This is a genomic window from Croceitalea sp. MTPC5 (assembly GCF_036985505.1).
In the GTDB taxonomy this organism is placed as follows: domain Bacteria; phylum Bacteroidota; class Bacteroidia; order Flavobacteriales; family Flavobacteriaceae; genus Croceitalea.
Window position 1 is genome coordinate 256643 of sequence record NZ_BTGQ01000003.1, and the last position, 13815, is coordinate 270457.

The window sequence follows — 13815 nt, forward strand, 5'->3', positions numbered from 1 at the left end:
GTTAAGTATCTTTAGGGTTGATATGAAAAATTATTTTACCAAAAAGGGGCTTCGAAAATTCTTTTTCAGATGGATGGTGGTGAATGTGGTTTATCTAATGATCAAGGCCACCGTTGAGCATGAGGGAGAGGGTTTTTTAGACTTCGTTGATCCTACCGGCATTTTCTATTATGTAACGGCCTTCCTATTTTTTATGGTTACTTGGGAGTATAATGATCGCCTCATTTACGAACAATTGAAAGCGGGTGGCCTTGATCTGAAAAATAGCCTCCTCATTTTCGGTAAGACCATGTTGCTTTTGGTGCCTATGACGACCCTAATCTACTATTTGGCACTTTTTCCATTTAAAGATACCATAGGTATCGTTTGCGAAGATCCCGTTCTTGAATTTCGCAGCAATATTTTTAGGTCATGGTTGCTTGCAACAGCAGTGGTTTTTATAAACCTTTTTTACTTTTCCATAAAGCAAAAAGACGAACTTACTCGGCAAATGGAAGATTTACGGCGTGAGATGATGGCATCACAATACACGGCCTTGAAAAATCAGATAAGCCCCCATTTTTTATTCAATAGTCTAAATACCTTGACCTCGTTAATGTATGAGGATAGGGACCTAGCCTCTGATTTCGTTACCCGACTTGCAAGTTCGTATCGTTATATTTTGGATAACCGTGGACATGACTTGGTCAGCCTTCGGAAAGAGCTTGGTTTTTTAGATGCTTTTGTCTTTATGATGAACGTTCGGCATAAAGAGGCAGTGGTTATAGAAACGAATATCAATGTGGTTACCGAAAACTACAGTATTCCCACACTTTCCCTTCAAATGTTGGTGGAAAATGCCTTAAAACATAACTTATACAGTAAAGAGCGCCCTCTACATATTCAAATAACCACCATAGGTGATGCTGCCCTAGCGGTCAAAAACAACCTTCGAAAACGGGACCTTAAGGAAGAAACGACAAGATTGGGACTTAAGAATATTAAGAAACGGTATTCTTTCTATACGAACCAACAGGTTTTGGTACGCGAAGAAACAGCATCTTTTGAGGTGATTATTCCCTTATTGGATAAAGGCATAACCGAAATGAACGTATTAGCGATATCATAAGATGAAAGCCGTAATCATAGAAGACGAAGAGTTTGCCTCAAAACGATTAAGCCGGTTAGTAGCCGAGCTGTCGCCAAATATTGATATTATCACCAACATAACATCCGTTGAGCATGGTTCGACCTGGTTTTCTGAAAATCCGATACCAGATTTGATTTTTTGCGATATCCAGCTAAATGATGGCTATGGTTTTGATATTTTGGATAGTTTGAAAGACCACCCGCCCGTAATTTTCACGACCGCCTACAATGAGTTTGCGATTAGGGGTTTTAAATATAATGGATTAGACTACCTTTTAAAACCGATAGTCAAGGATGATTTGAAAAAATCACTGGAAAAATTCGAAAAGAACCTTACCAAAAGTGGTGGCAGTTCCACTGAGAATCTTGAACATCTAAAACAGTTGTTCCATAAAGAGTATAAACATCGATTTATGGTTAAGGTGGGTAACATGTTCAAATCGTTCAATGTAGCTGATATTGCCTATTTTAAGTCACATGAGGGGCTAATTTACCTATATACGCATTCTGCTCAGGCTTATCCTATTGAATACACCATAGATCAATTGGAGAATATTTTGAATCCCATCCACTTTTTTCGCATTAACCGAAAATTTATGGTTTCGGTAAAGGCCGTCGTCGAAATACACAGTTATTTCAATAGCCGACTCTTATTAAAGCTATTACCCAAAGAAGAAGAACAGGTCATCGTATCGCGAGAGCGTACCACAAATTTTAAACGGTGGTTGGACATGTAGTTACCATCGCTGGTTTCGAAAGCCATTTGACTTTGCGTATTCTATTGTTGAAACCAAGTAATCTTCTAGATTATAGTTCGGTATGGGTAAAATACTCTCTAAAAGCGTGGTATCCCACTCATACGGTTTTGCTGTTAAGTATGGGGTTAGATGAATACCAATAGTTTCATAATAGAACTGTTCTAAGGTGCTTTCAAATTCATTGGCCGTTTCCAATACTTCCTGGGTCATTTTAAAATTCTTAAAATTGACGGTTTCCAGAATTTTTGAGATACCATGAAAGATATCAGTGCCTTTTGAATTCACGATATTAAGTTGCTCAATGGCCATATCAAAAACCTTGGCAATAACTTTTGCCGCATAATCCGTCGGAATAATATTGAGCTTACTGAATTTATTGGCCTGTATACGAACCGTTTCCGAAGAATTACTTCGATAGAAAAACTTGGCAAAAAGATAGAAGACCATATACTTCGAAATAAAGAAACTAGGTTTGTCCATAATGTTTCCACCAAGTACACTAGGGCGTAATATTTGAATAGGGATATTCGCTTGCCCCCCGGCTTTTACCAAATATTTTTCAGTCGCATGTTTAGAAGCTTCGTAATGGTTTCGGTATTCGTTTTGCTCAATACCAACGTAATTGTTTTCGAGTAGACCGCTCAACTTTCCAATCGAGAACGCAGTACTGATATAGGTGAATTTTTCAAGGTATGGCTGGTAAGACTCAAAAATTTGTGATGTAAATGTCAGGTTTTCCTTAAATATTTCGTCTTTACTGTTGGGGTCAATGGAAAGGTTCACGTAACCGGCGGAATGGATAAAATTATATTTGGCCCCGGTTTTTAAAAAGTTTGAGGGCAGTAAGGCCAGTTCGGCATCAATCACGCTGATTTTTTTGAGTACCGCTTCCTTATTTTTTATGATAAAATTGGGGATGACCTCGCTTTGAAGCATCGCTTCAACCCTTTGCTTAGCTGAGACCTTCTTTTTCTTTCTGACGATTAAGAATAATTGTTCAATTTCCTTAAAGCGGGTTTCGAGCAAAGAAAAAAGCACTTGGGAACCTAATGTGCCCGTTGCCCCAGTCAATATAATTTTCATAGCCTTTCAAATTCGAAATGTAAATATCGCCACAAAAAGTAAACCCCCGACCATGGTCGGGGGTTTACTTCTAATCATACCGTTTTTTAATAGCGGTAATATTCTGGCTTATACGGCCCTTCTACGGTTACGCCGATATAAGCTGCTTGATCTTCTTTCAGCTCCGTTAACTCGGCACCTAACCTTGCCAAGTGTAGTTTAGCTACTTTTTCATCTAGATGTTTTGGTAACATGTACACCTCATTTTCATAGTTGGCACTGTTTTTCCAAAGTTCGATTTGCGCCAAGGTTTGATTGGTAAATGAGTTGCTCATCACAAAACTTGGGTGACCGGTAGCACAACCCAAATTGACCAAACGACCTTCGGCCAAGATGATGACGTCTTTACCCTCGATGGTATATTTATCGACTTGTGGTTTGATTTCGTCTTTGGTATGGCCGTATTCCCCATTCAACCAAGCCATGTCAATTTCATTATCAAAATGACCAATATTACAAACAATGGCTTTGTCTTTTAAAGCCCTGAAATGCTCTTCACGAATGATATCCTTATTTCCAGTCGTGGTGATTACGATATCGGCATTCTGAACTACCGATTCCAATTTTTTAACCTCAAATCCGTCCATGCAAGCTTGTAAAGCACAAATGGGATCAATCTCCGTTACCGTGACGATTGCCCCGGCCCCCCTAAAGGAAGCAGCGGTGCCTTTACCTACATCACCATAACCGGCCACAACGACCCTTTTTCCTGCCAACATGGTGTCGGTGGCCCTACGAATCGCGTCAACCGCACTTTCTTTGCAACCGTATTTGTTATCAAACTTAGATTTGGTAACGGAGTCATTAACGTTGATTGCGGGCATGGGTAGGGTGCCGTTTTTCACACGTTCGTACAAACGGTGTACCCCAGTGGTGGTTTCTTCTGATAAGCCTTTGATACCAGCGGCCAATTCAGGGTATTGATCTAAGACCATATTGGTCAAATCGCCACCATCGTCTAAGATCATGTTCAATGGTTTTCTATCCTCACCAAAGAACAAGGTTTGCTCGATACACCAGTCAAACTCCTCTTCGTTCATACCTTTCCAAGCGTAAACGGGAATTCCTGCAGCGGCAATAGCGGCGGCCGCATGGTCTTGTGTAGAGAAAATGTTGCACGAGCTCCACGTAACATCGGCACCCAAGGCAACTAGGGTCTCTATCAAGACCGCTGTCTGAATGGTCATATGCAAACAACCGGCGATTCGCGCGCCCTTTAAGGGTTGTTCGTCTCCATATTCTTCGCGGAGGGCCATCAAACCTGGCATTTCAGCTTCTGCCAATTCTATTTCTTTTCTTCCCCAGTCCGCAAGGGAAATATCTTTAACTTTAAAAGGTACAAATGGAATCGTCTTTGTGTTCATAATGTATTTTTGATTTATTTTCTAGCAATTTTAGGGTGCAAAGGTACAAATTACATAACTTTCAGCCGTGCCTCTTTACAAAACGATAACAGTCTCTCACGATACCCGGGTTTTTATCTGGAAAGTCACGGAACCCGAAACCAGCTTGGCAGAAAAGGTCGTATTGACCGAACATTGTCAAAGTCGTATGCTTGGCATGAAATCAGCACTACACCGTCGTGCTTTTTTGAGTATCAGGCATTTGTTCTGGGAAGCTGGATTTGAGGATAAGGATGTTTTCTACAATGAATTTGGAAAGCCCTTTTTGCATGATGGTAGGCATATTTCGATTACACATTCCCATAACTTCACGGCTATTATTGTAAGCAACTCGGTTGAGGTGGGCATTGATATCGAAAAGCAACGCGACAAAATATTGCGTATCGCCCATAAGTTCACTCCAATTGAGGAATACAGGACCTTGGCAAATGCTGAGGCCATTGTCAGAAAGCTAACTATAGTGTGGGGAATCAAGGAATCACTTTATAAAATATATGCCCAACCGGGGTTAAGTTTTTTAAAACATATCAATGTGCTCGATTTTTCTTTTGAAGATCAATCGACTACAGCTCAAATTAGCTATGAGGGCAAAAAATCAAATTATGATGTTTTTTATTTGGAATTTGAAGGGTTTACCTGTGTTTATGCACTAAGTAGGTAATCAGGAGTCAGGAGTCAGGAGTCAGGAGTCAGGAAATAGGAAATAGGAAGTAGGAAGTAGGAAGTAGGAAATAAATCAAAGGATATGGAAGATATGGATGAAATTTATAATTTCCACAAACCATAAACCATAAACCATAAACAAATAATGGAAATCTCCGTAGAACTTACCTTTTCCCCCTTACAAGATGATTTCGAGCAGCATATTATTAATTTCATCCAAAAACTCCGTGCCTCAGGGCTGACCCTGTTAGAGAACCCATTAAGCACCCAGGTTTTTGGGGAGTATTCGAAAGTAATGCAAGTATTGAATGATGAAATCAAGATTGCCTTTGAATTGATGGATAAGGGCTTACTTTACATGAAAATCGTAAAATCTGACCGAAGCGATTATGAACCACATTTTTGATTGGGTTTTTTCCCAGTATGAAGGGGTTTCGACCCATATCGTTGTTCTTGAATCAATCAGTGTTTTTTTTGCGTTATTGAGCGTTTGGTTCTCAAAACGTGAAAATATATTGGTGTATCCTACAGGTATTATTGCAACCGCAATAGCAGTATATATATTACTTATATATGGCCTGTTGGGTGATATGATGATCAATGCCTACTATTTCGTCATGAGTATTTATGGATGGTACATTTGGACAAGAAAAGTTGATGCTACCCACTTTATTCCCATTACCCAGATGGATTCCATCGATAGAAAATGGGGGGTGCTACTTTTTATCGCAACCATAGTATTGGTCGTTTTTGTGTATTCGATTTTTGAACGATTTGATTCTTGGACCGCTTATGTAGATACATTTACCACGGCCATCTTTTTTGTGGGAATGTGGTTGATGGCCAAAAAAAAATTGGAGAACTGGATTTTCTGGATTGTAGGCGATCTAATTTCCGTTCCATTGTATCTTTATAAAGGATTGGTTTTTTCATCCTTTCAATACTTGTTGTTTACAATCATTGCCATTTATGGCTATCAAGCATGGAAGAAAAACTTAAACAAGAGCCCTCAAACCTTATTAAGGTAGTTTTATTTGGTCCTGAATCTACGGGCAAAACAACCCTGTCAAGACAATTGGCCAAATATTACAATACAATGTGGGTGCCCGAGTATGCCCGCGAGTATCTTCAAAAGAAATGGAATCGTGAACAAAAAACTTGTGAGCCCCATGATTTGTTGCCAATAGCTGAAGGACAAATGCGCTTAGAGAACGAATTAAGTAAAAGGGCTAAAGAAATTCTTTTTTGTGATACGGACCTGTTGGAAACAAAAGTATATTCGGAGGCGTATTATGTAGGCAATTGCGATCCTTTACTAGAGAAATATGCACTCCGGAATCGTTATGACCTCTATTTACTTACAAATATCGATACTCCTTGGGAAGCTGACGACTTAAGGGATAAACCTGACGAAAGGGAAGCAATGTTTGCTTATTTTAAGGCTACCCTAGAAAAATATGATAAGAATTTTATTACTTTAAGCGGGGATAAGGAAACAAGGCTCAAAATAGCTGTTGAACACATTGAAAAACTCAAAGCCAAGAGAATGGATTTTACTAAAAAAGATTTAGAACAACTCAATAAGAAAGGAATTTCAAAGGATAAGGTATTAGGACAAATAGAAACATTTAAAGAAGGAATTCCATTTGTGAATCTTGAAAAAGCAGCTGTGGTAAATGAAGGTATCTCAAGGTTTTCATCAGAAGAACAAAAAGACCTGGTTCGCTATTTCGAAGCAAATAGCTCTTCCCTCTCCTTATTGAAGTTTGTTCCAGCCTCAGGTGCGGCAAGCCGAATGTTTAAGGCAATGTTCAATTTTATCGACGCGTACGACCCAAGTGCTGAAGGTTTTGACGAGTATATCGAAAGAACCAATGATACTGCCGTAGCCCAGTTCGTTGCCGATATGACCAAACTTCCATTTTACGATTTGATTATGGCAAGAATTCCATCAGAAGCGATTTCGACTGGAGAAAAAGCCCACACTTTTGTGAAAGAGATGCTTCAAGAAGAAGGGCTTAATTATGGTTTTTACCCAAAAGGGTTATTGCCCTTTCATCAATATCAAACAGGTTCAGCCACCCCATTTGAAGAACACTTGAAAGAAGCCGCACTTTACGCCAAGGCAAATGGCAATGCGAACCTGCATTTTACCATTTCAGAACAGCATAATAGTATGTTCAAAGAAGAACAGCACGAAGCCTCGCCTAAAGTATCTAAGGCCACTGACACCAGCTTCTCGATTTCATATTCAAACCAAAAACCTTCTACGGATACTTTGGCCGTTACTATGGACAATAAACCTTTCAGAAACAGTGATGAAAGTATTCTTTTTAGACCGGGAGGTCACGGAGCGCTGATAGAAAATTTAAATGACCAAGATGCCGATATCATTTTTATCAAGAATATTGATAATGTTGTGATAGAAAAAAACTTAGTAGAAGTGGCAAACAGCAAAAAGATGTTGGCAGGGCTTCTTTTAAAAATTCAAGCGAAGGCTTTTGAGTTTGTAAAACTGTTGCAATCTGGTGAAATCAATAGCGCTATAGTATCAGAGGCTAAAGAATTTTTAGAAACGGAATTGAATTCCAGCTTTTTATCGGATTATGACGATTTAGACGACGCCAAAAAAATTGAACTATTGAACGGCAAACTAAATCGGCCCATTCGTATTTGTGGAATGGTGAAAAATGAAGGAGAACCAGGTGGGGGACCATTTTATATTAAAGATCAACAGGGCAATAGCTCCCTTCAGATAATTGAATCTGCCCAAATTGATATGGACAATGCACAACAGGTCTCTATACTCAAAAATGCTACACACTTCAACCCTGTTGATTTGGTTTGTGCGGTGAAGAACCACAAAGGTGAAAAATATGATCTTTTACGATTTGTCGATGAAAAACAAGGTTTTATTACCGAAAAGACCAAAGAGGGCAAAGCGCTAAAAGCACTGGAGCTCCCTGGATTATGGAATGGGGCTATGGCACATTGGAATACCATTTTTGTTGAAGTGCCCTTGGTGACCTTCAATCCCGTGAAAACGGTAAATGACCTTCTAAAACCAAGTCATCAGGCATAACTGCCTAAAAGTCGCATTAAGTGTGTAAACAATATACAGTCCTACTAAATGGATAAACAATTTTACACAATGATGTATTTCCTCTTGAAAAATTAAAACACTAAAAATCAATTGCTTACATAAAATTTGAAGGCAATACATGTCATGGCACTATTTTCCCTTTAGGTTAATCAAATAAAAGTTTAATCTAAATAAAGAAAAATGAAAAAATTATTTTTTGCGACAGCATTGACCCTTGGTAGTTTATCAGTAGCAATAGCTTCAACCCCTATGGTATACGATGGAATTATGGATGAAGTACTCGTAAGTGACTTTAAGGAAATCGCCGTTGCAGATCTACCTTCTGCGGTAACGGACGCTTTAGAGGCCGACTATGCAGGTGCAACTGTCAATAAAGCTTATATGAATGATGAAAATATATACAAATTAGAGGTTACTGGATCAGATGGTACAACGGGTACGTTGTACGCCGATGCAGAAGGAAATTGGGTTAATATGTAGTCGTAGTACTGGATTTTTGGGAAAAAGAGCTGTTTTACAGCTCTTTTTTTATGATAATTTTAGAACTATGGGGCCTCATTGTAAACGTATCTTTATAGTACGAAGCTATATTCATGGTCCCCAAAATCTTGATTATCGAAGATGACATTGCCTTTGGTAAAATGTTACAACGTTTTTTTGAAAAAAAAGGCTTTAAAACCTCTTTTTGCCCTAACGCCACCTCAGCTAGGGATAATTATAAGAAAATTGATTTTGACATCATCTTGTCAGACTTTCGACTACCTGATAGTAATGGGATTGACGTATTGCAAGAAATAAAGATCGCGAAGCCGGGCACCCCGGTAATTTTAATGACGGGACACGCTGAAGTTCGTATAGCTGTCGACGCCATGAAAAAGGGAGCAGACGATTACATCTCAAAACCATTTACACCCGACGAAATTCTAATGCTCATTGAACAATCATTGCAGGGCGCCAAGGAAAAACTTGCGAATAGAATAGTACCCAGTGCGGTCCGTATTGGGGATAAAGATGATTCAGATTCCGTGTTAACGGGAATCAATGAAAAATCAAAAAAGCTTCAAGAGTATATCCAATTAGTGGCCCCTACGGATATGTCGGTGTTGATTACCGGTGAAAGCGGTACAGGAAAGGAAGTAACTGCAAAAGCAATACATAGCAATAGTAACAGAAAAAATAAAAACTTCGTTGCGGTAGATTGTGGTGCAATACCAAAAGAATTGGCTACGAGTGAATTCTTTGGCCATGTGAAGGGTAGTTTTACCGGTGCCGTTAAAGATAAAGTAGGCCATTTTGAAGCGGCCAAGGGAGGCACGATTTTTTTAGATGAAATAGGGAACCTTAGTTATGGAAATCAGGTGCAACTGCTTAGGGCGATACAAGAAAGAAAAATCAAAAAAGTAGGGGGTACCGACGAAATTTCGATTGATGTTCGAATCATAAGTGCCACCAATGAGAACTTACAAGAAGCTGTTCATGAAAACGGTTTTAGGGAAGATCTCTATCATAGACTGAATGAGTTTTCCATAGCGATACCACCCTTGCGGGAACGTTTTGAAGATTTGATGTTGTTTGCAGACCATTTTTTGAAAAAAGCAAACAATAATCTCAATAAAGAAATTAAGGGGTTTACAGACGAGACGATACTTCTTTTTCAAAAATACGATTGGCCGGGTAACTTGAGGGAACTCAAAAATGTAATAAAGCGGGCGGTATTACTTTCTTCGGGCGAATATATAGAGACAGGTGCCTTACCAAAAGAGGTCGTTGAAACCGTAACGCCCGAAAATGAAACCTTAAGTCTATTCTCGAAATCGAACTATGAGAAACAACAGATCCTAAAAGCATTGAAGACGACCAATTTCAATAAATCCAAGGCCGCTGCATTATTAAAGATTACCAGAAAAACACTGTACAATAGAATCAACCATTACAATCTCGATTTGTAAAGATTTGGTTAGTCAAGGCATTATCCAATTCCGTAACATAGTTCTTAAGTGAATTAAATACCTCCTGTATTTTTTTTGATTGCTTTTTTTGAATGGTCTCTAATTTTTCTAAGTCATAGACAGCATTAGATGCCTTCAATTGACGGAACATCGGTAACATACGATGGGCTATTTCGTTCACTTGTTCAATGTTTTCAGTGCTGACCGCATCTGAAAGTTTCTCCATGTTTTTTTTGGTATCCGCTAAGAATGTGGCGATTATTTCATTAAGTACCCCATAGTCATTATCTAAAAAAGATACTAAACCTTTTAAACAGAAAATAGGTTGTTCTGTAGCAAGCGACCTTGGTTCGGGTGAATCGGCATTTTTCTTTACCCCACCATTAGCCGTGATACACGCTTGAATTTTTTCTAGAAAAAGCGCTTTAGAAAAGGGTTTTTTGAGTACATCGGCAAACCCTTTTAAAAGGTACTCGTTTTCGTCAATATTCGTCTGCCCGGTCATGGCAAGAATCGGTTGCCGCCTGTAATGCGTATAGTCTCCAGATTGTAATTTTTTCAACACCTTAAACCCGTCAGTCAAGGGCATTTGAATGTCGGTAAGCACTGCATGGTAATCAAGGGCTTTATTTTTTTTGATTTCTTTGAAATCTGAAAAAGTATGGGGTACTATCCCCTCGGTTTTGCACAACTCTTTCAATAGGCCCAATAAAGAGGGGTCATCATCAATGATAAGAAGTGAAATAGTTGTTGGGTCTATGGTATTTTTACTCGCTATATGATTGCCCTCTGTAGCAAAGACCAAGGGTAGGTAGAGTTGAAAAGTACTACCTTCACCCAATTTACTTTGTAGCGCTATTCGGCCTTTCAAAAGTTCGCTCAGTTTTTTCGAGATGGTCAGACCAAGACCATGGCCACCATACTTTTTTCCAATAGTTTCCTCTGCTTGTGAAAACTCGTTGAAAATAAGCTCTTGTCTTTCTTTTGCGATTCCAATACCAGTATCGATTATGGAGACACAAATCTGATTTTCTTTGATTACGGTTGCTTGAATGGTGACGGAGCCTTTCTCGGTAAATTTTAGGGCGTTGCCGATGAGGTTGTTTAATATTTGTCTGACCCTAAGAGGATTGCCAATAATGGTCTTATGCAGTTTTTTTGAGATATCCAAATGAACCACCACTTCATCTTTGTTGTGAATTTTACCTAGGTGTTCGGTAATCTCGCGAATCAATTTGTCAATCCTGAAAGGTTTGCAGTCTAGGGTTATTTTACCAGCTTCTATTTCTGAAAAATCCAATAGGTCATTGACCAGAGCTTCCACATAAGTTGATGCGGATTTTATGGTATTCACATAGGTCCGTTGGGTTCCGTTTAAGGTTGTGGTAGCCATTAGTTCTGAATAACCTAAAATAGTGGTCAACGGGGTTTTAAGATCATGCCCTACCGTGGCAATCAACCGCTCCCTACTTTTTAATACCGATTCCGAAAATTTTTTCTCGGCTTCCAATTTCATTTTGTAGCTCTCGATTTTCCAAAAATCCTTATGGATTAAAAATGTAAACAAGATGACCACCAAAAGTCCGATAAGGGCAGTAAATCCAGCTAAATATATACTTTTGGTAAGGGCCTCTTTTTTTTGTTTTTTGCTTTTTAACGTATTCGCTGTGATCTCGTTATCAATTGCAGAGATAATTCGCTGTAGCTTTTGTGACAGTTCAATATCAGCTTGATACAGCTCTCGCTCTTTTTTACTTAGATCATACTTTGTTTTCTCGCTTTGAATTTTTGCTTCGGATAAAATCGCCTTAGAGGCGGATAGGATGGAATCTATTTTTTTGGCATTGCTTCCGGGTTTCGATTGGTTGGGAATGTTCTTGTTAAGATAGGAAACATAGTCCTTTAGCACTTCTTGACTTCTTTTTGGTAATTCATCGAAATTTGAAACAAAAGATTCAGGGGTGATTTGCCCTACGGATAGGGCTATTTTATTGAATTTTTGCAAAAGGGAATCTATAGAGCCACTCTTGTCGTTTTTCTGTCTTAGACTGCGAAGCTCTGAAACATTAGCCACCTTTTGTCGTAATAGCAGTCGAACACTGTCCAGTAATTGTTTTTGGACGGTATTTTGCGAATTAACTTTTAGCGTATCTATTTCTAAAAGAAGGGAGTCTATTTTTCGGGTATAATTTTTAAGACTTTTTCTACCGTAGTGCTGTTGCACCAGTTTTGAAAGATTTTCAGACTTATAGATCTCCGTTAAAAAAGAACTGGTTCGCAATAATTTTCCTTCGTTCCCCTCCAATATTTCAGATGAAGTATATTTCGTGATTTCGGTATAAATGAAAATACTTGCCAAAAGCGCTAAAAGTGCCAAAACGGAATAGCTTACGATTATTTTTACCGTGAACCTTTTTCTAGACTTGTCTTTCATAACCTACAGATTGGCACCCCACCATAGTAGTTACGTGTGATATCGAAAAGCGGATATAAAAAAACTGTTAATACCAATCTAAATACATAAAAAGTGTGATTTTCTAGGGGTCATGTGACTTTTTAAAAATACCTGTGTCATAATAGTAAAACAGGGAACAAATGAGTGACATGGTAAAATCGGGAATTTTTGGATTACTGACCCTAGTATTCTGGATGCTTGATGCCCATCTCACCAAGAATGTGGAACAAACGGATATGGAAAAATCCATGAACATAAGAAAAGAGGTTACCGTTGATGATAAAATAGTAGACCCTGGGTTGAAAGGGGTAAAATATTTAGAGCGCAAAAACACTGGGGCGCATTTATAGCGGTCCAGTTTGGTTGGTTGATTGGTTGAAAGGGCCGCGTCGTTCAATTGCGGCCCTTTTTAAAAAAACAGGGATAATGCTATGCGACACTAACCATATATTATCCTAAGCCTGCTACATGGCAAATAATTTCAAATGAAGTTTGATGGAGTCGACCCCATGAAATTTAATGTAGAAAGGTTGATAAAGGCTGCAAACGCAGCCTTTTTTCTTAATTATTCATAAAAAACCAAGTAGGTAACATCCATGCAAAGCGAACGTCCGTATCTAATTACCTAAAAAAAAAGGTATGAACAAAAATATCAGACGACAGGTTCTTTTTACCATGTTTGTGGCTATTACCATGACAGCAAGTGTAAACGCGAATGACTTTGAAATAGCTTTTCAAGTTGAACGCAGCATTGAAGATGATTTCAAAAAAGTAGATTCCAGTGAACTAACACCTAAGGTTGTTGAAGAGATTTTAAAACAATACCCTACTTCAAAATTAGCTGCGGTCTATAAAAATAACAAGAGTCAGTTTAAGTTGGTTATGGTGCTACAGAGTGGCACACGTAGAACGGTGTATATAGATGCCAATGGTATCTGGTTCAAGAAACCGTAGCCATTAAATTTTAGCTTACCCATTTAGGGATGGTTTTGAACGTTTTCATACGTTCGAATATTTTCTTTTTTTACTATGAAAGAAGCTATCACTGTATTACATTTGCCTTATCTCAAAGGGGTGCTTGTAAAACAGGCTGAGATTACACCCAACGAACCTGGGCAGGTAATGCTGCCAAGGGAGGCGATGATCGCCATTCGGTACTTTTATAGTTGTCAAACTGGCCATTTAAAAAGCTAGAACAACAAAAATCAATTAACAACCAGAATAATAGCCCCTT

The 13815-nt window shown here is 38.7% G+C and carries 14 protein-coding genes; 11 read left to right on the forward strand and 3 right to left on the reverse strand.

The window, feature by feature from the left end; genetic code table 11:
- Positions 1–22 precede the first annotated feature (22 nt).
- Complete coding sequence (locus tag AACM45_RS11130) at positions 23–1108, forward strand: sensor histidine kinase (RefSeq protein WP_339142703.1); 1086 nt, start codon at positions 23–25, stop codon at positions 1106–1108.
- Between the two features lies 1 nt (position 1109).
- Positions 1110–1865, forward strand: a complete 756-nt coding sequence (locus tag AACM45_RS11135; RefSeq protein WP_339142704.1) for a LytR/AlgR family response regulator transcription factor — start codon at positions 1110–1112, stop codon at positions 1863–1865.
- On the opposite strand, the gene AACM45_RS11140 is transcribed toward AACM45_RS11135, so the two are convergent.
- Together AACM45_RS11140 and ahcY are read right to left on the reverse strand one after the other, a co-directional pair.
- On the reverse strand, positions 1866–2969 hold the full coding sequence (locus AACM45_RS11140; RefSeq protein WP_339142706.1) for an SDR family oxidoreductase: 1104 nt from the start codon (positions 2967–2969) through the stop codon (positions 1866–1868). It lies immediately after the preceding gene.
- A gap of 86 nt (positions 2970–3055) precedes the next feature.
- The gene (gene ahcY / locus AACM45_RS11145) at positions 3056–4372 is read right to left on the reverse strand and encodes an adenosylhomocysteinase (RefSeq protein ID WP_339142707.1); all 1317 of its coding nucleotides are present in this window, start codon (positions 4370–4372) and stop codon (positions 3056–3058) included.
- A gap of 67 nt (positions 4373–4439) precedes the next feature.
- On the opposite strand from ahcY, the gene AACM45_RS11150 reads away from it, so the two are divergent.
- From AACM45_RS11150 to AACM45_RS11175, 6 genes are all read left to right on the forward strand, one after another.
- On the forward strand, positions 4440–5072 hold the full coding sequence (locus tag AACM45_RS11150; protein ID WP_339142708.1) for a 4'-phosphopantetheinyl transferase family protein: 633 nt from the start codon (positions 4440–4442) through the stop codon (positions 5070–5072).
- Positions 5073–5219: 147 nt separating this feature from the next.
- Entirely contained in the window at positions 5220–5480 is a 261-nt protein-coding gene (locus AACM45_RS11155) for a hypothetical protein (RefSeq protein WP_339142709.1), read from the forward strand.
- Complete coding sequence (gene pnuC / locus AACM45_RS11160; RefSeq protein WP_339142710.1) at positions 5464–6102, forward strand: nicotinamide riboside transporter PnuC; 639 nt, start codon at positions 5464–5466, stop codon at positions 6100–6102. Before AACM45_RS11155 ends, pnuC begins: the two co-directional genes overlap by 17 nt.
- The gene (locus AACM45_RS11165) at positions 6057–8156 is read left to right on the forward strand and encodes a DUF4301 family protein (protein WP_339142711.1); all 2100 of its coding nucleotides are present in this window, start codon (positions 6057–6059) and stop codon (positions 8154–8156) included. Before pnuC ends, AACM45_RS11165 begins: the two co-directional genes overlap by 46 nt.
- A gap of 201 nt (positions 8157–8357) precedes the next feature.
- Positions 8358–8657, forward strand: a complete 300-nt coding sequence (locus AACM45_RS11170) for a hypothetical protein (protein WP_339142712.1) — start codon at positions 8358–8360, stop codon at positions 8655–8657.
- 113 nt (positions 8658–8770) lie between these two features.
- On the forward strand, positions 8771–10126 hold the full coding sequence (locus AACM45_RS11175; protein ID WP_339142713.1) for a sigma-54-dependent transcriptional regulator: 1356 nt from the start codon (positions 8771–8773) through the stop codon (positions 10124–10126).
- Here AACM45_RS11175 and AACM45_RS11180 read toward each other — a convergent pair.
- Positions 10101–12560: an ATP-binding protein gene (locus AACM45_RS11180; protein ID WP_339142714.1), complete on the reverse strand. Its 2460-nt coding sequence runs from the start codon at positions 12558–12560 to the stop codon at positions 10101–10103. The genes AACM45_RS11175 and AACM45_RS11180 overlap by 26 nt on opposite strands.
- 161 nt (positions 12561–12721) lie before the next feature.
- On the opposite strand from AACM45_RS11180, the gene AACM45_RS11185 reads away from it, so the two are divergent.
- From AACM45_RS11185 to AACM45_RS20395, 3 genes are all read left to right on the forward strand, one after another.
- Positions 12722–12931 carry a hypothetical protein gene (locus tag AACM45_RS11185; protein WP_339142715.1) on the forward strand — a complete coding sequence of 70 codons (210 nt, stop codon included), beginning with the start codon at positions 12722–12724 and terminating at the stop codon, positions 12929–12931.
- Between the two features lie 289 nt (positions 12932–13220).
- Positions 13221–13535, forward strand: a complete 315-nt coding sequence (locus tag AACM45_RS11190; RefSeq protein ID WP_339142716.1) for a hypothetical protein — start codon at positions 13221–13223, stop codon at positions 13533–13535.
- 75 nt (positions 13536–13610) lie between these two features.
- Positions 13611–13775 carry a hypothetical protein gene (locus AACM45_RS20395; RefSeq protein WP_445227728.1) on the forward strand — a complete coding sequence of 55 codons (165 nt, stop codon included), beginning with the start codon at positions 13611–13613 and terminating at the stop codon, positions 13773–13775.
- Positions 13776–13815 lie beyond the last annotated feature (40 nt).

Excerpts from the sequence above, each read along its gene's own strand:
- AACM45_RS11130 (WP_339142703.1), top strand. The coding sequence starts at position 23 with ATGAAAAATTATTTTACCAAAAAGGGGCTTCGAAAATTCTTTTTCAGA.
- AACM45_RS11135 (WP_339142704.1), top strand. The coding sequence starts at position 1,110 with ATGAAAGCCGTAATCATAGAAGACGAAGAGTTTGCCTCAAAACGATTA.
- AACM45_RS11140 (WP_339142706.1), bottom strand. The coding sequence starts at position 2,969 with ATGAAAATTATATTGACTGGGGCAACGGGCACATTAGGTTCCCAAGTG.
- ahcY (WP_339142707.1), bottom strand. The coding sequence starts at position 4,372 with ATGAACACAAAGACGATTCCATTTGTACCTTTTAAAGTTAAAGATATT.
- AACM45_RS11155 (WP_339142709.1), top strand. The coding sequence starts at position 5,220 with ATGGAAATCTCCGTAGAACTTACCTTTTCCCCCTTACAAGATGATTTC.
- pnuC (WP_339142710.1), top strand. The coding sequence starts at position 5,464 with ATGAACCACATTTTTGATTGGGTTTTTTCCCAGTATGAAGGGGTTTCG.
- AACM45_RS11165 (WP_339142711.1), top strand. The coding sequence starts at position 6,057 with ATGGAAGAAAAACTTAAACAAGAGCCCTCAAACCTTATTAAGGTAGTT.
- AACM45_RS11170 (WP_339142712.1), top strand. The coding sequence starts at position 8,358 with ATGAAAAAATTATTTTTTGCGACAGCATTGACCCTTGGTAGTTTATCA.
- AACM45_RS11175 (WP_339142713.1), top strand. The coding sequence starts at position 8,771 with ATGGTCCCCAAAATCTTGATTATCGAAGATGACATTGCCTTTGGTAAA.
- AACM45_RS11180 (WP_339142714.1), bottom strand. The coding sequence starts at position 12,560 with ATGAAAGACAAGTCTAGAAAAAGGTTCACGGTAAAAATAATCGTAAGC.
- AACM45_RS11185 (WP_339142715.1), top strand. The coding sequence starts at position 12,722 with ATGAGTGACATGGTAAAATCGGGAATTTTTGGATTACTGACCCTAGTA.
- AACM45_RS11190 (WP_339142716.1), top strand. The coding sequence starts at position 13,221 with ATGAACAAAAATATCAGACGACAGGTTCTTTTTACCATGTTTGTGGCT.
- AACM45_RS20395 (WP_445227728.1), top strand. The coding sequence starts at position 13,611 with ATGAAAGAAGCTATCACTGTATTACATTTGCCTTATCTCAAAGGGGTG.